The sequence below is a fragment of the Ruania alkalisoli genome (assembly GCF_014960965.1).
Lineage (GTDB): Bacteria > Actinomycetota > Actinomycetes > Actinomycetales > Beutenbergiaceae > Ruania > Ruania alkalisoli.
Map to the genome: position 1 here is coordinate 585,920 of NZ_CP063169.1, position 19,621 is coordinate 605,540.

10 protein-coding genes are annotated in these 19,621 nt (G+C 68.5%); 7 read left to right on the forward strand and 3 right to left on the reverse strand.

Annotation, left to right across the window (positions count from 1 at the left end; all coding sequences use genetic code 11):
- Window positions 1-104: 104 nt before the first annotated feature.
- The 3 genes from IM660_RS02435 (at window position 105) to IM660_RS02445 (ending at window position 3,976) form a co-directional block, all read left to right on the forward strand.
- Window positions 105-1,970 carry a sigma-70 family RNA polymerase sigma factor gene (locus tag IM660_RS02435; RefSeq protein ID WP_193497854.1) on the forward strand — a complete coding sequence of 622 codons (1,866 nt, stop codon included), beginning with the start codon at window positions 105-107 and terminating at the stop codon, window positions 1,968-1,970.
- Window positions 1,971-2,299: 329 nt separating this feature from the next.
- Window positions 2,300-3,421 carry an alanine dehydrogenase gene (gene ald / locus IM660_RS02440; protein WP_193497855.1) on the forward strand — a complete coding sequence of 374 codons (1,122 nt, stop codon included), beginning with the start codon at window positions 2,300-2,302 and terminating at the stop codon, window positions 3,419-3,421.
- A 69-nt stretch (window positions 3,422-3,490) separates the two neighbouring features.
- Window positions 3,491-3,976: a DUF1269 domain-containing protein gene (locus IM660_RS02445; protein ID WP_193497856.1), complete on the forward strand. Its 486-nt coding sequence runs from the start codon at window positions 3,491-3,493 to the stop codon at window positions 3,974-3,976.
- Between the two features lie 19 nt (window positions 3,977-3,995).
- Here IM660_RS02445 and IM660_RS02450 read toward each other — a convergent pair whose 3' ends face one another.
- Window positions 3,996-4,970 carry a cation diffusion facilitator family transporter gene (locus IM660_RS02450; protein WP_193497857.1) on the reverse strand — a complete coding sequence of 325 codons (975 nt, stop codon included), beginning with the start codon at window positions 4,968-4,970 and terminating at the stop codon, window positions 3,996-3,998.
- A 108-nt stretch (window positions 4,971-5,078) separates the two neighbouring features.
- Here IM660_RS02450 and IM660_RS02455 point away from each other — a divergent pair, with 108 nt between their 5' ends.
- Entirely contained in the window at window positions 5,079-7,376 is a 2,298-nt protein-coding gene (locus tag IM660_RS02455) for a heavy metal translocating P-type ATPase (protein WP_193497858.1), read from the forward strand.
- A 162-nt stretch (window positions 7,377-7,538) separates the two neighbouring features.
- A complete protein-coding gene (locus IM660_RS02460; protein WP_193497859.1) occupies window positions 7,539-15,293 on the forward strand; it encodes a DUF2341 domain-containing protein in 7,755 nt (2,584 codons plus the stop codon).
- Between the two features lie 100 nt (window positions 15,294-15,393).
- Here the strand turns inward: IM660_RS02460 and IM660_RS02465 are convergent, their stop codons facing one another.
- Window positions 15,394-16,359, reverse strand: a complete 966-nt coding sequence (locus tag IM660_RS02465) for a diacylglycerol/lipid kinase family protein (protein ID WP_193497860.1) — start codon at window positions 16,357-16,359, stop codon at window positions 15,394-15,396.
- Window positions 16,360-16,473: 114 nt separating this feature from the next.
- On the opposite strand from IM660_RS02465, the gene IM660_RS02470 reads away from it, so the two are divergent.
- Complete coding sequence (locus IM660_RS02470) at window positions 16,474-17,385, forward strand: ribokinase (protein WP_246465095.1); 912 nt, start codon at window positions 16,474-16,476, stop codon at window positions 17,383-17,385.
- 73 nt (window positions 17,386-17,458) lie between these two features.
- Here the strand turns inward: IM660_RS02470 and IM660_RS02475 are convergent, their stop codons facing one another.
- Window positions 17,459-19,027: a patatin-like phospholipase family protein gene (locus tag IM660_RS02475; protein ID WP_193497861.1), complete on the reverse strand. Its 1,569-nt coding sequence runs from the start codon at window positions 19,025-19,027 to the stop codon at window positions 17,459-17,461.
- A 243-nt stretch (window positions 19,028-19,270) separates the two neighbouring features.
- On the opposite strand from IM660_RS02475, the gene IM660_RS02480 reads away from it, so the two are divergent.
- On the forward strand, window positions 19,271-19,552 hold the full coding sequence (locus IM660_RS02480; RefSeq protein WP_193497862.1) for a HesB/IscA family protein: 282 nt from the start codon (window positions 19,271-19,273) through the stop codon (window positions 19,550-19,552).
- Window positions 19,553-19,621 lie beyond the last annotated feature (69 nt).

A 19,621-nucleotide genomic window follows, 5' to 3' on the forward strand; every position in this document is an offset into this window, starting at 1 on the left:
GGGAGATTCGATTCGTTCGTAGCCTCGGGCAGAGAGTCAGCGCCCGAGGGCGGCGTGCAGCTGCAACGACGCCCGGCGCGCAAGCCCCCAGAAAGTGGACATCCATGTCACTCGCGCACGATGAGCCTGCTACGGCGGAGCCTGGTTCCGATCAGGCGATCGTCGACGCCGTGCGCGCCGGCCGCATCAGCGAGTTCGCTCTGTTGTACGAGCGTTACCGCGCAGAGGCCATGCGCATTGCCCGCCGCAGCGCCGCATCTGACGACGCGGCCGACCTCGTGCAGGAGACGTTCGCTCGGGTGCTGCGCGCGATCCGCAACGGTGGCGGCCCCACGCAGGATGTCGCCGGCTACATCTTCCGCACCTTGCGCAACCTCCGGATCGACCGGGGTGGGCGTCGTGAGGCCCCCTCTGACGACGTCGAGGCGCTCGGTCCTCCCGGACTGTGGGTGGTCGACGGCGAGGCAGAGCGCTCGATCGACCGGCGGTTGGTCGCCGAGGCGTTCGGAGAGCTGCCACCTCGGTGGCGTGAGGTGCTGTGGCTCACCGAGGTCGAGGGAATGGGCCCGGGTGAGCTTTCCGGCCGTATGGGAATGAAGCCGACGGCGATCGCCACCCTGTCCTCGCGAGCTCGCCGGGGCTTTCGGTCGGCGTGGCTGCAGGCTCACGTGCGCACGGGTGGCGTGCCGATCGCGTGCCGGCCGTTCGCTGCCCGGCTCGGTGACTATGAGACCGGCCGGCTCTCTCCGCGGCGTCGGCTCGAGGTGGAGCGTCACCTTGAGTCGTGTGATCGGTGCCCGGCCGTGGTCGCCGAGCTGGCTGCGGTCTCCGAGCGTCTCGGGGCGGCCATCCTCCCGGTTGTCCTCCTCGCTCCCACCTCCTTGTGGTGGGTCTTTGGCGGTGTCACCAAGGTCGGGCTCGTGCTGGCGGGGACTGTCAAGGCGGCGGCCTGGACGCTACGTGACCCGAAAGTTGCGCTCGGCGCCGGGGCGGGGACGGGGACCACGCTCATTGCCGCCGCGGCGTTGGCTGTCGCGCTCACCGGCGAGCCCCCGGTGGAGACCATCACCACCCCGCCCGCCCCCACCCCCAGTGCCAGCGCGTCGCCAGCGCCCTCCCGCCCGGACCCCGATCCTGTGGAGGATCCGACCCCCGTCGAGAACGCGACACCGGATGCGGAATCGCCGGCCGAACCGCCATCTCCCGATCCTGCCTCCCCGAGCCCGGAGCCGGTGGCGCCAACCCAGCCCTCGTCCGAACTGTCCGCACCCGCGGTCGAACCCAGCCCGGTCGCGCTGCACGCCCCTCCTGAAAGTCCGGACGCCGGGGCAGCCGCCGAGCCGGTGGACCCGGTAGACCCGGTGGACCCGGTAGACCCGGTCGAGGAACTGACGGTGCCGCCACCCCCGGTGATCACCACTATGCCCGCATCTGGCCTGCTCGTGGCGCCCACGATCACAGGCACGGCGCTTCCTGGTGCGCTGATCGCCCTTACGGGTGATGACGGATCCTCCACCACGACGGTCGTCGCCGGCGAGGACGGCGGATGGACTCTCGTCCCGTCGTCACCCGCTATGAACTACCACGCGACTCAGCTCATGGAAGCCGGTGGTTCGGAGCAGTACGAGGGTGAGTCCGAGCCCAGTGGGCCCGCCGGGCCGTTCGACTACTTGGTGCCGACCTGGCAACAGCCCGCCCCGGGAAGTACTGCTGTGCTGGAGGACCTCGACCAGGATGGTGAGGAGGATGACCTCCGGATCCTGGTCATGGGTGAGAGCGGTGCTCAAGTCGAGGTGAGGACCGATGGCAGTCTGCTCGGTGGTGTGGCCATCGGACCCGGTGTGGTCGGCCACCACGTCATCCCCGATGCCGAAGTTGGTGAACGCACCTTCGAGATCCGCTATGTCGATACGGAGACCGGTGCCGTAGGTCAGGTGGTTTCCGTGACGGTCACCGTCGTCGAACCCTGACGTCGTTCTGGTCGCGTCACCTGGCCCTGTGCGACGACCAACTCCCGTTGCTGTGACGTAGTTCACAATCTGGATGCGTGACGCATGCCCTCCTTCTGGGTCGTACTCCATGTGCGCGGGTCCTTCGCCGCACTGCCGCTCACGAGCGGCCCGGGTGCGGAACGCCGCAGGGGGGTGTTCCGCACCCGGGGCAGGGGCGAGCTGGTCGAGGACGAGCCAGCACCTGCGTGCGGTGGCGCTGGGACGTGGCCGGTGCGACGCTGTCCATGCCCGGACCTGGGCGCCGGAGTTCGTAGGCCCCTCACCCCGGGCCCGGAGAGCGAGTGCTGATGCGCGTCGGTGTCGTCACCGAGATCAAGAACAACGAGTACCGAGTATCGGCCACCCCGGCCGGTGTCCACGAGCTGGTCGGCCACGGTCACGAGGTGCGGGTACAGGCCGGTGCTGGCCTCGGATCCGCTTTCGACGACGAGGTCTACCGGCTGGCAGGAGCCGAGATCGTTGCCGAGGCAGGCGCGGTCTGGGAGTGGGCCGACCTGGTGCTCAAGGTGAAGGAGCCGGTGGCAAGTGAGTACGGCTACCTGCGTGAGGGGCTGACGCTCTTCACCTACCTGCATCTGGCAGCCGATGAGGATCTGACCCGGGCGTTGCTCGACTCCGGCGCGACCGCTATCGCCTACGAGACTGTCCAGGCGCCGGGTGGGGCGCTCCCGCTGCTGGCGCCGATGAGCGAGGTTGCCGGACGTCTGGCCACCCAGGTCGGTTCCTTCCACCTCATGCGCCCCCACCGTGGCCGGGGCCAGTTGCTGGGCGGAGTCCCTGGTACCCCGCGCGGTGAGGTGCTGATCATCGGCGGCGGTGTCGCCGGCGAGCAGGCGGCGACGATCGCGGTCGGCATGCAGGCCCGCGTCACCATCGTCGACGTCTCCCTTCCCCGGCTGCGGGCGCTCGACGATCGGTTCGGTACCCGGATTCAGACTGCCCGCTCCAGCCCATACATCATCGCCGAGCAGATCCGTCAGGCGGACCTGGTTATCGGGGCGGCGCTCGTCCCAGGGGCGCACACACCCACCCTGGTCACTGACGAGATGGTGGCCACGATGCGCCCTGGGTCGGTTCTCGTCGACGTCGCGATCGATCAGGGCGGCTGCTTCGAGGGGTCCCGGCCCACGACCCATGACGACCCGATCTTCTCCGTGCATGAGTCGCTCTACTACTGCGTGGCGAACATGCCCGGAGCAGTTCCGATCACCTCCACCATCGCGTTGACGAACTCCACCCTTCCCTACGCTCTGGCCATCGCCGATGCGGGATGGGCGGGTGCCGTCGACGCCGATCCTGCGCTCGCGGGCGGTGTGAACGTGACCGCCGGCAGCCTCGTCAATGCAGCGGTCGGCGAGGCGCACGGGATCCCGGCTGAGTCGCTCGCCGATCTGAACCTTCCCCGGTGACCGTTGGGCCTGCGGCGCCGCGTCCGGCGGGCCAGAATACGCGTGTACCCGAGTCCGAGAGGATGCATCATGACCACGTTCACTGCATGGAAGTTCGCCACCGTCGAGGGCGGGGAGACCGCCGCGCAGACGCTCAAGCAGGCATGGGGCGAGGGGCTGGTGAAGGTCGAGGACTACGCCGTCGTGGAGTGGCCCATCGGCGCTGACCACCCGAAGGTCAAGTACGAGGACCGGGACAACTGGCGCGCGGCCGGCTGGGGTGCGCTCATCGGCGCCGTGCTGGGCTCGTTGTTCTTCCTGCCCGCGGTCGGCGCCGCTGCCGGCGCGGCGATCAACCTGCTGCGCAAGCGCGCCGAGGGCATCGGCATCACCTCCGATCAGCTCGACGCGATCGGCAAGGAGGTCGTGCCAGGCACGTCGGCGCTGTTCGTCGTCACCTCCGATGCCGACCGCGACCGGCTCGCCGAGCGCTTCCACGGGCAGCAGGCCGAACTGGTCGCGAGCAACCTCGTGCAGGGTGAGGCCCGCGATGTCGAGCGGGCCTTCGAGAACTGAGGAACCGCCTCGTCGCGGCTCAGCCGTGCACAGCCGCCTCGTGCCGGACGTGGCCGACCGGTTCGATCTGGAACGTACAGTGCTCGACGTCGAAGTGTCCTTCCAGGCACTCGGCGAGACCGTCCAGAACCCGGCACTCGAGGTCGCGGTCGAGGTCGCGGCCAGCCTCGACGACCACGTGCGCGGAGAGCACCGGCACCCCACTGGTGATCGTCCAGGCGTGCAGGTCGTGCACGTCGACGACCTCCTCGATCGCCGTGATGTGCGCTCGCACCTCGTCCAGGTCGATCCCCCGTGGGGTCGACTCGAGCAGTACGTCGGCTACGTCCTTGAGCAACATCAGGGCGCGGGGCAGGATCAGTAGCCCGATCGCGAACGACGCGATCGCGTCGGCCCGGGCCCACCCGGTCGTCATGATCACCACCCCCGCCGTGATCACCGCAATCGAGCCGAGGAGGTCGCCGAACACCTCCAGATAGGCACCGCGCATGTTGAGGCTTTCGCCGCGGGAGCTCGTCAGCAGCAGCAAGGACACCAGGTTGGCCACGGCTCCGATCGCGGCCGCCACCAGCATCGGCGTGGTCTGAATCTCCGGCTCGCTGCCCCAGCGGGTGAGTGCCTCGCGGATCACCAGCACTCCGACGGCGCACAGGACCAGTGCATTGACCATCGCCGCAAGTACCTCGGCCCGCTGCCACCCGAACGTCCTCGCCCGTGTCGGCGGGCGCGTTGCCAGGTGGGCGGCGACGAGCGCGATCGCTACGCCCGCCGCGTCGGTGAGCATGTGCCCGGCGTCGGCCAGGAGTGAGAGCGATCCTGAGATCCACGCGCCGAACGCCTGGGCGACCATCGCTGTCAGCGTGATGCCCAGCACCAGCTGGAGCCGGCGCCGGTTCGCCTGTGTCGCGGTGATGGCGTGGTCGTGGTGGCGGCGGTTCTCGCGGGAGTGGCCGCCGTCGCCCGCCGCGTCGTCGTCATGGCCTGCGTGTGCCATCTCGTCCTTCCGCGATCGGCTGCTCGGTCCTTGCAAACTATACCGCCTAGGGGTATCTTTTCCATACCCCCTGGAGGTATCTGTTTGGGGCTGTGAAGGAGACAAACGATGAGCACCACTGACCAGACGCAGGGCGAGCTTCAGCGCATCGAGCTGGGGATCGGCGGGATGACCTGCGCCTCCTGCGCGGCACGGGTTGAGAAGCGCCTCAACCGGCTCGCGGGAGCCAGCGCGAGCGTCAACTACGCCACGGAGAAGGCCCGGATCTTCCACCCGCCGAGCATCACGGTCCCCGAGCTCATCGCAGCAGTCGAGCAGGCCGGATACAGCGCCCATGAGGTCCATGCTCCCGGAGCCTCCGACGGCGGAGCTTCAGCCGCCGAGTCAGGTGCGGCCGGGCAGCAGGAGGAGCAGGAGCAGACCGGCCCGCACAGTCTCGCCGCGATGCGTCACCGTCTCATCATCAGCGCCCTGCTCTCGGTCCCGGTGATCGTGCTCGCCATGGTGCCCGCGCTGCAGTTCACGAACTGGCAGTGGCTCTCCCTCGTGCTGGCCGCCCCGGTGGTGGTGTGGGGAGCTGCTCCTTTCCACCGCGCCGCCTGGACCAATCTCAAGCACGGTGCCGCCACGATGGACACTCTCATCTCGATGGGCACCTCGGCGGCGTTCGCCTGGTCACTGTGGGCGTTGTTCTTCGGCACCGCCGGCCACCCCGGGATGACGCACCCGTTCTCCTTCACGCTCGGATCCGCCGATCCCTCCGGTGCCCTCTATCTCGAGGTGGCGGCCGGCGTGACCACCTTCATCCTTGCCGGCCGGTACTTCGAGCTGCGCGCCCGCCGCAACGCCGGTGCGGCCCTGCGAGCGCTGCTCGATCTGGGCGCCAAGGACGTCGCGATCCGGCACGGCGGTCAGGAGATCCGCCGCCCGGTGAGTGAGCTGGCCGTCGGAGACGAGTTCGTGGTCCGCCCGGGCGAGACCATTGCCACCGACGGTCAGGTGGTCGAGGGACGCTCCGCCGTCGACGTCTCGATGCTGACCGGAGAATCGGTGCCGGCCGAGGTGGAGGCGGGGGACGCCGTCGTGGGTGCCTCGGTGAACGTGGGCGGCCGGCTCGTGGTGCGTGCGACCCGGATCGGAGCGGACACCCAGCTCGCCCGGATCGCCGCGCTGGTTGAGGAAGCGCAGAACGGCAAGGCGGCCGTGCAGCGGCTCGCCGATCGCATCTCCGCAGTCTTCGTGCCGATCGTCATCCTGATCGCGTTGGCGACGCTGATCGTGTGGTGGGCCGTCTCGGGCGAACCCGCCAGTGCATTCACAGCGGCGGTGGCCGTGCTCATCATCGCTTGCCCGTGTGCACTCGGACTAGCCACCCCGACGGCGCTGCTCGTCGGTACCGGGAGAGGCGCCCAGCTCGGCATCCTGATCCGCGGCCCCGAGGTGCTCGAGTCCACCCGCGCTGTCGACACTGTCGTCCTGGACAAGACCGGCACCGTGACCACGGGTGCGATGGCGGTGCGCAGCGTGCACCCGCTCGCCGGCACCAGCGAGGAGGAGGTGCTGCGTCTGGCCGGTGCCGTTGAGCACGCCTCCGAGCACCCGATCGGAGCGGCCGTGGCGCGGGAGGCGCAGGAACGGCTGGGTGAGCTGCCCGCCGTCGCCGACTTCGAGAACCTTGCCGGGCGAGGTGTGCGCGGAGCGGTGGATGGCACGACGGTGCTCGTCGGGCGGCCGTCGGTGCTCACCGACGAAGGATGGGATGTCACCGGTCTTGACGCTGCCTTCGCACAGGCATCGACCGGTGGGGCGACCGTTGTCGCGGTCGGTGCCGACGGCGTGCTGCGCGGGCTCATCGAGGTGGGCGACACCGTCAAGGAGACATCCGCCGAGGCTGTGCGGATGTTGCGCGGGCTCGGGCTCACACCTGTGCTGCTGACGGGTGACAACACGCGCGCCGCCGAGCAGGTGGCGGCCGAGGTGGGGATCGAGGAGGTCATCGCCGAGGTGCTCCCCGAGGAGAAGGTGAACGAGGTGCGGCGCCTGCAGGAGTCGGGCCGGGTGGTTGCGATGGTCGGTGACGGGGTGAACGATGCCGCGGCGCTCGCCACCGCCGACCTGGGGCTGGCGATGGGCACCGGAACGGACGCTGCGATCGAGGCCAGCGACATCACCCTCGTGCGCGGCGACCTGCGGGCCGCCACCGACGCGGTCCGCCTCTCCCGTCGTACCCTGGGCACCATCAAGGGCAATCTGTTCTGGGCGTTCGCCTACAACGTGGCGGCCATCCCGGTGGCTGCGCTGGGGTTGCTCAACCCGATGATCGCCGGCGCGGCGATGGCGTTCTCCTCGGTGTTCGTGGTGACGAACAGCCTGCGGTTGCGCGGCTTCCGGTCCGTCACGCGCTGACGAGTTGCCGCCGCGTGCGGCGCTGCCCAGGCGGGATCGCGGACTGCCATCGAGGTATTCGCCAGCCGTATGCCAGGCGGACAGGTGCCGGACATCTTCCCTGTATTGACTACCGGGGTTGCCCGCGCATTCCAGCACCCCTGTCGCGCCGATCACCAGCGCGTGGGCGACGTCGTGGCCGGCGCTGTGGAGATCTTGATGCGTCGCCTTGCCACCTCCGCGATCGGTCTGGCACTCGCTGCAGGCTTGGTTGTGGGCGCTCTCACTCCTGCCGCGGCTGCCGACCCGCTCGACGATGTCGAGGGCGCCGGTACAGCTGACTCGCCGTATCTCATCGAGACGGCAGCCGAGTTCGTGGCGGTGGCCGATCAGATCAATACCGGCGACGCCGCCTGGATCGATACTCATCTTGAACTCACCGCGAATCTCGACTTCGCTGGGCAGGAGTTCGGTGGCATCGACCGGTTCACCGGTGTGCTCGACGGAGCCGGGCACAGCATCCGCGACATCGTCTACGGACCGGGCGCGACGAGCAGCGAGTTGGGTCTCTTCCGTGAACTCGATGCCGCCGTCGTGCACGACCTCACCCTCGACGGCGTCAGTGCGCAGACCACGGCGGACACACGCGTCGCCGGCATCGCCGTCGTGGCCACGGGCGGAACCCGCATCGAACGCAATGCGATCCTCGACGCCACGCTCGTGTCCGGGCATCAGTACACGGCGGGTATCACCACGAACGCACAGGACGGCGTCAGTATCGTCGACAACGCGATCGAGGGAGTCTTCGACTCCGCGCGGTACCCGAGCGCAGTGGTGGGGTATGGGCGTTACGACGTCCAGATCGAACGCAACCTCGTCGACGCCACCGTCGTCTCGGGTGGGTCGCGTGCCCACGGCGCGATGCTGCTCGGATACGCCGGTGCCTACTCGGACACCTCGAAACCTGAGGTGGAGATCCTCGACAACGTCCTGATCGGGGGCGAGGTGACCTACCGCGGGGGAGACAGCGGCATCGATCCTGCCCGGGTCGCCGGAGTCATCCGGAGCCCCGGAGTGGTGGCCGAACGCAACCTGGCTGCCGTCTCCATCCTCGTCGCTGGTGAACGCCCGGAGGCGCCCGGTGAGCTGAACCGCCAGGGCGAGGACGCCACCGCGGAGGAACTACGCCGTCAGGCCACATATGAAGGGCTTGGCTGGGCCTTCCCTGGCACCTGGCGGTGGGACCAGGATCGCGAAGGACCAGTGCCTTCGCTCTCCGGGACCGGTGCAGACCTGCCCGAACCCGAGCCGCTGCCCGAACCCGAGCCCGGGGAGGAGCTCACGGGCGTGGACGGACGAGGTACCGAGGCCGACCCCTATCAGATCGCCGATGCCGATGACCTGATTGCCATCACCGAGGCAATCAACGGCGACATGGCCACCTACGGCGGCGCGCATGTGCGCCTCACCGCGAATATCGACTTCGGCGGTGGCGTGTTCGCTGGCATCGACCACTTCAGCGGTGTACTCGACGGAGCAGGTCACAAGATCTTCAGTATCGGCGACTACGCCGTCCGCGACAACGCGAACGGCGAGCCTCAGCGCGGCTTCATCCACACGCTGAATGGAGGCACTGTCCGTGACCTCACTATCGATGGACTCCGCGTGACCGACCGTGGGAACGTCCGCGTGGCGGGAATCGCGCTCGATGCGGTGAACGGCGCCGTGCTCGACGGCAACTCGGTCCTCGATGCCACCCTCATCTCCGGCAGCCAGTACGCGGCAGCGATCGCTGCCAAGGCCGAGGGTGCCGTCGTCACCGACAACTGGGTCACGGGAACCTACGACAGCGCCCGTTACCCCGCCGCTGTCGTCGGCTACGCCCGGCACGGTTCCGAGATCAGCAGGAATCTGATCGACGCCACCGTCGTCTCGGGTGGGGCACGTGCACACGGTGCCATGGTGGTTGCCTACCAGGGTGGCGGCAGCGTGGTCGGAACAACCCGGATCACCGACAATGTGCTCTACGACGGCGAGGTCACCTACCGCGGTGGGCGCACGGCGATCGCACCCGGCCGGGTAGTCGCCATTCACCGCGCTGACGGATTCGAGGTCGAGAACAACCTCGCGCGGGAGACGATCCTGGTCGCCGGAGAACTGCCGGACGCCCCCGGGGAGCGCAATATGCACGGCACCGATACCAGCGCCGCACAACTCGCCCAGCAGGCAACCTATGAGGGGCTCGGCTGGGACTTCTCCGGCCAGTGGACGTGGGACGTGTCCCGCGGTCACCCCGTGCCCGACCGCGAATACCTCCTGGGCGCCGGTACACGCGAGGTTCCCTTCGAGATCCGCAGCCCCGCTGACCTGCAGATGCTCGCCGATGGCCTCAATGGAGGCGACGCCACTCTTGAAGGCGACCGGCAGTTCACCCTCACCAGCGACCTCGACTTCTCCGGTCAGGACCCCTTCACTGGAATCGACCGTTTCGAGGGCGTGCTCGATGGTCGAGGTCATACCATCACCGGTCTTCGATACGCCCCGAGCGGAGCGCACGACTCGCTCGGACTGGTGCGGACGCTCACAGGAACCATCCGGAACATGCAGTTCGACGATCTGGTCGTCGGCGACAGCACCGAGCCCGTCGCGGCTGTCGCGGTGCACGCTGCGGGTACAGCCTCTCAGCGTGCCCTCATCGAGATGATCTCCGTCGACGTCACCGTCGACGCCCCGTCCTCCCCGCTGGCGGGCGGACTCGTGGCCACGGCAGAGAACGCGGACGTGACCTTCAACGAGGTCGACGCCACGGTCGCGGCTGAGACTGCAGCGGCGGCCGTGGCCCGGGCCGATGATGGTGCCCTGATCTCGACCCTCCTCGTTCACGGAGAGGTGACCGCAACCGAGGCGTCCGGCCTCGTGGTCGCCACCGTGCAGGCGGGCGCCGAGGTGACCCGGAACATCGTGCTCGGTCGCGCCGTCACCGATGCCGGCGGTGGTCGCGTGCTCGGTGACGTCAGTGCAGATGGCTGGGACGCCGCTGAGAACCTGGCGAACGTCGAGACCACGGTCGGTGGCGAGACTGTCACGGGCCCCGGTGAGCGCGGACGGCACGGGATCGACGTCAGCGCCGAGGATCTCGCTCTTCGTAGCACCTACGACGAGATCGGCTGGAGCTTCGTGGAGCATTGGCGGTGGGATCCGGAGACGGGCACCGCGTCGATCAAGCACACAGCACCCGAGGAGCTCCCGAACCGCATCACGACGACCTTCCATGGCGACCCCAGTACGCAGCGCGGCTTCTCGTGGTACCAGACCGTGGACACCGATGACGCGGCCGTGCTGCTCAGCACCGACCCCTCGTTCCCCGTTGGGGAGTCGACCTTCCAGGTCACGGCAGACCAGGCGACGACGCGCCACGACGAGTTGCACTACTCGGCGGTCGCCCACGGCCTCGTGCCCGGCAACACGTACTACTACCGCGTCGGCGACTCTCTCACCGGGGTCTGGAGCGCCACCGGCGAGTTCGTGACTCCGACGTCGGGGAGTGAGGACTTCACCTTCATCGACCTGACCGACACTCAGGCCAAGGCCGAAGAGGAAGCGGCGTTGGCCGCCACGACGCTGCGCCACGCTCTGGCGACCGTGCCCGAGGCCGAGTTCATGGTGCACAACGGCGACGTGGTGCAGGACGGTCATATCGAGGACGACTGGTCCGACATGCTCGGTGCCGCGCAGGACAGCCTGCTCGCCACCACCATCGCCCCAGCCGCCGGCAACCATGAAGACCGGAACAACTCCTTCGTCGACCACTTCACGCTGGAGGCCCCGAACGGTCAGAGCACCGAGACCGGCGCCTACTACGCCTACCGCTACCAGGGCGCTCACTTCATGGTTCTCAACACCAACGAGGATCCCGAGGAAGGGATCTCCGACGATCAGCTCCGCTGGCTGCGCGAGGAGGCACAGGCGGCACGCACAGACGGAGCCGACTGGTTGTTGCTCGTCATGCACAAGGGTCTGTACACGGCAGGCACTCATGCGACCGATGCCGACGTCCACGCGATGCGCGAGAAGTTGGTGCCGGTGATCGATGAGATCGGGATCGACCTCGTGTTCCAGGGCCACGATCACTACATGTCGCGCACTGAGGTGCTTCGCCACGATCCTGATGGCGCGGCGTTTGCAAGCCCGGTGGAGGCCTCGGTCATCACCGAGATCGTCGACGGGCACCGGTTCGAGTACACCGTCGATCCGGACGGGACGCTCTACTTCATGCCCAATACAGCGGGCGCCAAGCACTACGCGCAGATCGCCGAGGCGGAGATCTTCGACCTGGAGTCCTATCTCCGGCTCTTCGACCGACTCGGTACGCCGCGTGCCGGCACGGCCGAGACCTTCACCGCGGTCGACGTCACTGAGGAGCGGTTGACTGTCGAGGTGTACAACATCACCGATGGGGGCCAGCCGCGGCTCTCCGAAGGGTTCGGTATCGACCGTCAGCTGACCGGTGTCGAGCAAATGATCGAGGGCCTGCCTGCCGCCGAGAGCCTCAGCCTCGACGACCAGGTGCTTGTCGAGGCAGCGAGAGAGGGTGTCGCCGCCCTCACCAGCGGCCAGCGGGATGCGCTCGACCTCGCGCGACTGGAGGCTGCAGAACTGAGGTTGCGTGAGCTGCGCGGGCTCGTCTCCACCGATGGCATCACCCTGGCGTGGGCTGACCCCGAGGCGACCGCGCGCGAGCCGATCACCGTCCGCAACGAGACTGCGCGTGAGTTCCGTGATGTACCCGTGCGGCTGACCCTCGCCGACAGCCCCGGCGTCACCGGGGACGAACTCGCCTTCGCCGCCGCGGACGGCGCCTTGCTCGATTATGAGGTCGAGCACTGGAACCCGGGTGGCTCCAGCACCGTCTGGGTGCGGATGCCGCGACTAGCGGCTGGCTCGATCACTGTGCTGTGGGCCTACTACGGCGGCGGCGATGAGGGCAACGACCCCGCCGAGGTATGGAACGCCGACTACGCACTCGTCGAGCACTTCGACGAGGCCACGACGGCTGGCCAGACCCGGGTCGACTCCACCGGGCAGCACACCGGCACCCTCTTCGGGGCCGATCTGAGTGTGGAGGCGACCGCGGGTGGGGCGCTCGCGAGCCGCTTCGAGGGGTCCCTCCTGCAGTACCCGGGCAACGTAGGAGGGGGGCACCAGACCATCTCCGTGAGCGGGATCTACTCGTTCACCGACGAGGACGTCCTCGCGGGCGGCCAGGACGGCACGATCGTCGCCAAAGAGGACCCGGCTGGCGGCACGCCGTCGGCGTTCCTGCAACGCCTGAGCGGGGGAGAGGGGGCGGTGCGGACGACCCTGGGCTCCTCGGAGTTCATGGCCGCCGTTCCGGCCGACGGCGAACCGCACCTGGTCACCCAGCTCTATGACGGCATGACCTACGCGGTGTTCGTCGACGGCGTGCAGCAGTACGAGACGATGGCCGAACGCCGGCCGACGCGAAGCGACTTCGGCGTCCTGACAACCATCGGTGCGCTATCGGCAGAGGGCGACTCGCTCGTCGCGCCGTTCCAAGGCACCATCGAGGAGGTGCAGATCGCGAGCGCTCCCGTCCTGCCCGAATTCGAGCAGTTCCGGTATGCGAACTACTTCGGAGACGCCGTCCGCTACGGCGAACGCACCGAGCGCTCGCAGGACGGGCTGTCCCTGATCGCTGATAGCGCCGCCCCGGATGCTGAGATCGAGGCGGGGCTCGTCCCGATCACCGGTGCGCTCTCCCACGGAGCCGAGATCACGGCCACCGTCGGAGATCGCATCGTCTTCCAGGAGACCGTCGACGCGGGCGCCTTCACGCTCGACGTGCCGGTCCACCTGCCCGGTGATCAGAATGTCTCGTTGGTGGCGGCCCTCGGTGACGACGCGGCTGAAGCCACCGTTTCCCTCAGCGTGACCGACAGGGTGGCTCCGGAACAGCCTGAGGTGGACACCGAGCGGGTCGATTCCGCCGCGGACCAGGTACGCCTGAGCGCCACGCCGCTCAGCGACGGTCGTGAGCCCGTTGAGGCACGCTTCTTCATGAACGAGGCGATAGACCTGACCGAGGCGAACGTGAGTGTGCGTACCGGAGCCACCGAAGACCGGGTGCCCACGTCACTGACACCCGAGTCCGGCGAGGCGGCTGAAGACCTCCTACCGGAGACAGTCGGCGAGGATGCGAATCCCTACCAGATTTACTCCATCGCGCTGACCCCAGAGCAGGCAGAGGAGGAGACATTCCATCTCACCTGGACCGGAACCGGCGACGACCGTCGCATCTCCGCCTGGGTCTGGGACCACACGGCCGGGAGCTGGTTGGTCAAGGACAGTGATGCGGACATCTCCGGAGGTGAGGTCTCGCTGGACATCACCGCCCTAGCGAAAGAGAACGCTGTCGGGCCCGAGGCTGAGCTCCAGTTGCTGATCTGGCGAGGTCTCGTGGCTGAGCCGTTCGGAGACCGTGTACACGAGCAATACCCGGACCGGGCCGATTTCGACTGGGGCTTCAGCCACGTGCCGGACACCCAGCTCTACGCCGAGTCCACACCGTGGATGATGACCGAGATGTTCGAGCACCTCGTCGACAACGCCGACGAACGCCAAACCGAGCTCGTGATCCATGCCGGTGACTGGGTCAACCGTGAGTACCTGCGGGACGAGTACCAGTGGCGCGACGCGGAACCATCAGCCCGTGCACTCGAGGAGGCCGGCATCCCGCTGATGGTCTCGTGGGGCAACCACGACTACTCCGAGGACCGCAACGGTCGCCTGATGCTCGAGCAGTATTTCCCGATGTCCCGATTCCAGGAAAACGTCGAGGACACTCCCTTCACCTTCGGCGGGCACTACGACATCGACAACTATTACTACACGGCCGAGATCGAGGGGGCGCCGTTGTTGTTCCTCGCGCTCAGCTACTGGTCGGCGAACACCGACGACGACCCCGGGATCCAGTGGGCGAGGGAAGCCATCGAAGCACATCCGGATCACACGGTGATCCTGGCCACGCACGACTACATGTTCGCCCGTGACGCGAGCGACCCGTACACCAACCCGCGGATCAACGATCAACTCGTCGATCCTTATCCGAACGTGGCGCTTGTGCTTGCCGGTCATAACTCCGGAAGCTACGTGGCTGCTCGGGAGACCGATCACGGCACCACCTCCTACGGTCTGCTCACCGACTACCAGACGCGCCCCTGGGGTGGCCACGAGTTCTACAAAAACCTCAGTGTGGATGCGGAGAACGGTCTTCTGTACGTGAACACGTACTCGCCGTGGCTGGACTCATGGACCTCGGACGGGCGTTGGCATTCCCCCATCTCCTCGGAGAACGTGCCCGGGTTCCACGGTGACGACTCGGAGAACTTCGTCCTCGAGCTCGACCTCGGTGGAACAGGCGATGACCGTACTCTCGGCGCCCTCGGGCTCACCCTGGACGTCGGCGCACCGATACCAGTGGGTGAGGCGCAGACGGTTGTCGGCACAGATACTGCGGACGTCATCGTCGCTGATCTGGCACCGCAGGCCCGGCACTCGTGGTTCGCCGAGGTGACAGATGCTGCGGGGAACGTGACGCGCAGTGTCACCACGGTGTTCTCGCTGGCGGCTCTGTCGGAGCCGACCCCAGATCCGGAACCCACTGAGCCGGGCGACCCGGGCGACGGGCAGGATGGCACCGACCCCGGTGATGGGCAGGGTGGCGCAGACCCGGGTGATGGGCAGGGTGGCGCAGACCCCGGTGATGGCGGGCAGACGGACGGCTCCGGTTCGGACGGTGAACTCTCCGAGACCGGGACCGGCTTGCCGATGCTTCTCTGCCTCGTTGCCCTGGGCTTGCTCGTGAGCGGGGCCGCAGTGCTGATGATCAGACGACACCGGCGGCCTGGTCAGGGCTGATCCGTCCGCAGCATGGGTGGTGCCGACTCAGGCGGGTCGGCACCACCCATGCGCCTGTGACGGCGGGTGCGGCACTCGGCCCGCCAGATTCCTCGGTGGCCTACGTGCAGATCAGCAGCGACGCCTGCTGCACCTGCGCGTGCAGAGCGACGACCTTGCCCAGGTACTCGCCGTCCACCTGAAAGTGCTCCGGACGGCTCAGCACGACCCGCACGTCCTTCGCGCGGCGCAACTGGACCGCTTCCCCGGTCCGCAACGGCCGGCGCCGGCCGGTCCGGCGGCGGACCTGACGCACCAGCGAGTTCTCCTGCACGAACCAGGACGCGACCTCACTCCAGGTGCGCGCATCGTCGGCGTGCAGCATCAGGACGTCGAGCTCGCCGTCGTCCACCTCGGCGTCCGGCAGCAGCACCAGCCCGGCGGGAAGAGCGCCACCGTTGGCAATGGCCAAGGTGAGCAGCCGGGCCTCTTGCGGCGCTGCGCCGTCGAGTGAGTGGGTCACATCCAGCCGGTCTGGGCGGGTGACACCCCGGGTCACCCCGGCCACGTACGCCAGCCACCCCAGGTGTGCCTTCGCCTCGCTGGAGGTGTGCACCACCATCTGGGCGTCCACACCGAAACCGGCCAGGACCAGAAAGGTCCTGCTCGTGCGGTCCCCGTCCGCCAGGTCCACCCTCACCCGGCCGGTGTCGACCCGCCGGTGCATCCCCGAGAACGAGACACGCAGCGCGGCCACCTGGTCCAGCACCGGCAGGCCCACGTTGCGGGCGAACAGATTCGTCGACCCGACGGGCCATACCCCGAGCGGCTGGTCTGTGCCGACAAGCATCTCCGCGACGGCCCGCACGGTCCCGTCACCGCCGGCAGCGATCACCACGTCCGCCTCGCCGGCGGATGCCTCGGTCAGGCGCCTACGCAGGGAGGCTGCGTCGTCATCGGCCTGGGTGGGCACCCAGACGGACGGGCCCCACCCGGCGCGCCGCTCCTCACGTGCCACGATGCGCCGCCAGCGCTCACCGGTGAGCTTCTCCGGGTGGTAGACGACGGCAGCCATCGGTGGCGTCATCGTGTCTCCCTCCCAAGCCCCGGCTTCTGGTGCCAGTATCCGTCATCGGGCGGGTGGTGCGTGCGTTCTGGCGTAGTCTTCCCCGGTACGGCAGACGGAGGAGAAGGAGAAGTGATGGGCGTCGTCGTGGTGGGTTCGGCGAATATGGACGTGGTGGCACGAGTACCGCGCATCCCCGGGCCGGGTGAGACGCTCCTGGCGCGATCCTTCTCCCGCGGTGGCGGCGGCAAGGGCGCCAATCAGGCGGTGGCGGCAGCCCGTGCTGGTGGCGTCGAGACGGCGTTCGTCGGCGCGCTCGGGTCGGACGGGGACGGCCAGTCGTTACGGGAGTCGCTCACCGGTTCCGGAGTCGACATGAGCGTCGTGGCCCAGTCCGGCGAGCCGACCGGCACGGCCCTGATCTCGGTGGCCGACGACGGGGAGAACGCGATCGTCGTCGTCGGGGGCGCCAATGCCGACTTCACCGCGCTCGATGCCCGCCAGCAGCAGGTGATCGGGGCCGCGGACGTGCTGCTCGCCCAGCTCGAGATCGACGCCGACGTTGTCCTCGCGGCCGCGCAGGCCCGCCGCGAGGGGGCGGTATTCGTGCTGAACGCCGCACCCTCGCAGCCGCTGTCGGAGGCGATGTGGGCGCAGCTGGACGTTCTGGTCGTCAACGAGCATGAGGCCGCCGACCTGGCCGTCGCGCTCGGTGCGCCGGACCGGGAGCTCGACGGCGCCGTCGACCTCCTGGCCGGAAGAGTCGGATCGCTTGTGGTGACCCTCGGCGGGGAGGGCTCCCTCGTGGTCGAGGGCGGTGAGCGCACACGGGTACCGGCCGTACCGGTCACTCCGGTGGACACCACCGGCGCCGGGGACACCTTCGTCGGCGTCCTCGGGGCGCGTCTGGCCCTGGGCGACTCGCTCGTGGAGGCCGCCCGGTGGGGGTCAGTCGCGGCAGCACTGGCCGTTCAGCGTCCGGGCGCCCAGGATGGCGTCCCATCCGCTGCCGAGGTGCGCACGGCGTACACGAGCGGACAGAACTAACGGCCCACGAGATCTCCGTGCCACATGTGGCACGCGGGTCCCCTCGGCCGTCGGTTCCGTTCGGGGTGGTGACTCAGGGGAGCCAGGCGGGAGCGGGCAGATCGTACGGATGGGCCTCCCAGCCCCGCCACCAGCCGTCCGCCCCAGGCGGCAGCAACGCCGGGTCGGCGGCCACGACGGCGTCCCGCAGGTCGACCTTCAGTCTTGCCACCAGGTCGAGGTCGGGGGAAGCCTCCTCACCCGACTCCGTGCGGAGCGCATCGGAGTGGCCCTCGGCTGACTCCGGCTGCAGGACGGCATTCTCCACCGCCCAGATCCGCCGCCGGAGCTCGATGATCGCGCGGGTGGCCGCTCGTTGCGTGGCGGAGGCGGCCGTGCAGACCTCGGCAGCGCGGATCCAGCCGTAGTCCATCGCGATGCGGATGAGGCCGGGGTCCACGGTGAGGATGTCGTGGATGTCGAGTTCGGGCTGGATGACGATGGCTCCGGCGGCCTCGGCGCGGCGGACCTCATCGGCCTGAATCTCGTCGGTCATCACCCCGAAGCCGGCGCGCATCACGATCTCCAGCATGTCCTTGTCCGCGAAGCTCGATGCCGGGCTGAGCCCGGGTGGTGAGGCGACTACGGCGTAGCACCGGGTGACGCCCAGGTGATCGACAGCCACTTCCACAGGCAGGGACTCCCGGGCTCCGCCGTCGACGTAGTGCTCTGATCCGAGACGGATGGGTGCGAACACGCTCGGGATCGCACAGGAGGCACGGATGGCTGTCACGAGGTCGACCACCGGTTCGCCCGGGACGGGTTGATCGAGCCGGTCCCGGATCTCACCGGTCTCGGTCACATACCGCAACTCACCCGATTCCAGCGCGACCGCAGCGATACGCAGCTTCACCCCGGAGCCGGCCACTCGAGTGGGGTCGAACATGGTCGGGTCGACGAGGCGTTCTACCAGCGGCCCCGGGCGGAATGCCGCACGCTCGGTCTGGGCCCCGCTCAGGATGAGGTCGACGTCGGTGCTGGTGCGTCCCGCCTCCCACAGCGTGGCCATGGTGTCGAGGACGTTCGTTACCGACCATGACAGGCTCTGCTCCGGCGGTGTGCGCTGCTGGGTGACTGCGTCCGGAGTGCGGCGGCGTTCGCGCGACTCGGAACGGCTCGCGCGGTTGTCACGGGAACCGGCCATGCGAGCCGTGCGACCCGGGTTGCGGGTGCGGCCGGCCTGAGCGGCTCGCGCGTCCCGATGACGCAGCGCCATGACCTTGCGCCAGGTGGGCATGTGCTCGTTCAGCTTGGTGAACCACTCCAGCTCGGCGAACATGTCCGCTGAACTCTCCATGCTCAGCCACAACTGCCGTAGTTCGCCCACAGCCTGGTGCTGCTGGGTGCGAGTGGGATGCTGGGCCAGGACAGCCGCGAGGATCGACCCGGCAGAGGTTCCGGTGATCACAGCCGGGGTGATGCCCTCGCGATCGTAGAGGTAGTCTAGTGCGCCGATCTCGAAGCTGGAGCGGGCCCCACCTCCGGCGATCGCCAGGCCGACGATCTCGCGCTGCGGTGGTTTCGGCCGGGGCGGGACCTGCCCGCCCAAGGCTGTGATGAGTCGATGGCGCAGGTGGTCGAGGGGACCGGACGGGCCAGGCATGAACTCAGCGTAGGTCACATGTTCCTCACGTGTCCGGCAGACGGAGGGGAGCAGGCGGCCCGCCCGGTTCCATCCGCACCGGCATAGCGTCCATCATGTGAGCCCAACGATCTTGCAGACCGGACGGACCGGTTGCGGGCAGCACCCCGAGGGTGTTTCGGTGGAGTGGTCCCCAGGCGCCACGCGTGTAGTGAGCACGTACTGCTCGTCAGCGTCTATGCCGAAGGAACGAGAGGGAGCATCATGCTCACCCTGACCGAGAACGCCCAGACCGCGATCAAGTCGATCACCGAGCAGGCCGGGCTCCCGGCCGAGGGTGGCGTCCGGATCGCGATGGCCGAAAGTGGCACCGAGCTCCAGCTGTCGCTGGTCCCGGAGCCGCAGAACGAGGACCAGGTGATCGAGGAGGACGGTGCCCGCGTCTTCGTCGCCACCGAGACCTCGGAACTGCTCGACACGCAGCAGCTCGACGCCAATCAGAGCGCCGAGGGCACCGGCTTCACGCTCACCAACCAGGAGGGCTGACCCCCACCCGCGAGAATCGCTCGTCGATCTGGCTGCCGACCGAACGGGTCGAACCGCCAGATCGACGAG

Bases quoted from the DNA above. Each gene is read 5' to 3' on its own strand.
- ald (WP_193497855.1), top strand. From the start codon at position 2,300: ATGCGCGTCGGTGTCGTCACCGAGATCAAGAACAACGAGTACCGAGTA.
- IM660_RS02480 (WP_193497862.1), top strand. From the start codon at position 19,271: ATGCTCACCCTGACCGAGAACGCCCAGACCGCGATCAAGTCGATCACC.
- IM660_RS02475 (WP_193497861.1), bottom strand. From the start codon at position 19,027: ATGCCTGGCCCGTCCGGTCCCCTCGACCACCTGCGCCATCGACTCATC.
- IM660_RS02470 (WP_246465095.1), top strand. From the start codon at position 16,474: ATGGGCGTCGTCGTGGTGGGTTCGGCGAATATGGACGTGGTGGCACGA.
- IM660_RS02445 (WP_193497856.1), top strand. From the start codon at position 3,491: ATGACCACGTTCACTGCATGGAAGTTCGCCACCGTCGAGGGCGGGGAG.
- IM660_RS02435 (WP_193497854.1), top strand. From the start codon at position 105: ATGTCACTCGCGCACGATGAGCCTGCTACGGCGGAGCCTGGTTCCGAT.
- IM660_RS02465 (WP_193497860.1), bottom strand. From the start codon at position 16,359: ATGACGCCACCGATGGCTGCCGTCGTCTACCACCCGGAGAAGCTCACC.
- IM660_RS02450 (WP_193497857.1), bottom strand. From the start codon at position 4,970: ATGGCACACGCAGGCCATGACGACGACGCGGCGGGCGACGGCGGCCAC.
- IM660_RS02455 (WP_193497858.1), top strand. From the start codon at position 5,079: ATGAGCACCACTGACCAGACGCAGGGCGAGCTTCAGCGCATCGAGCTG.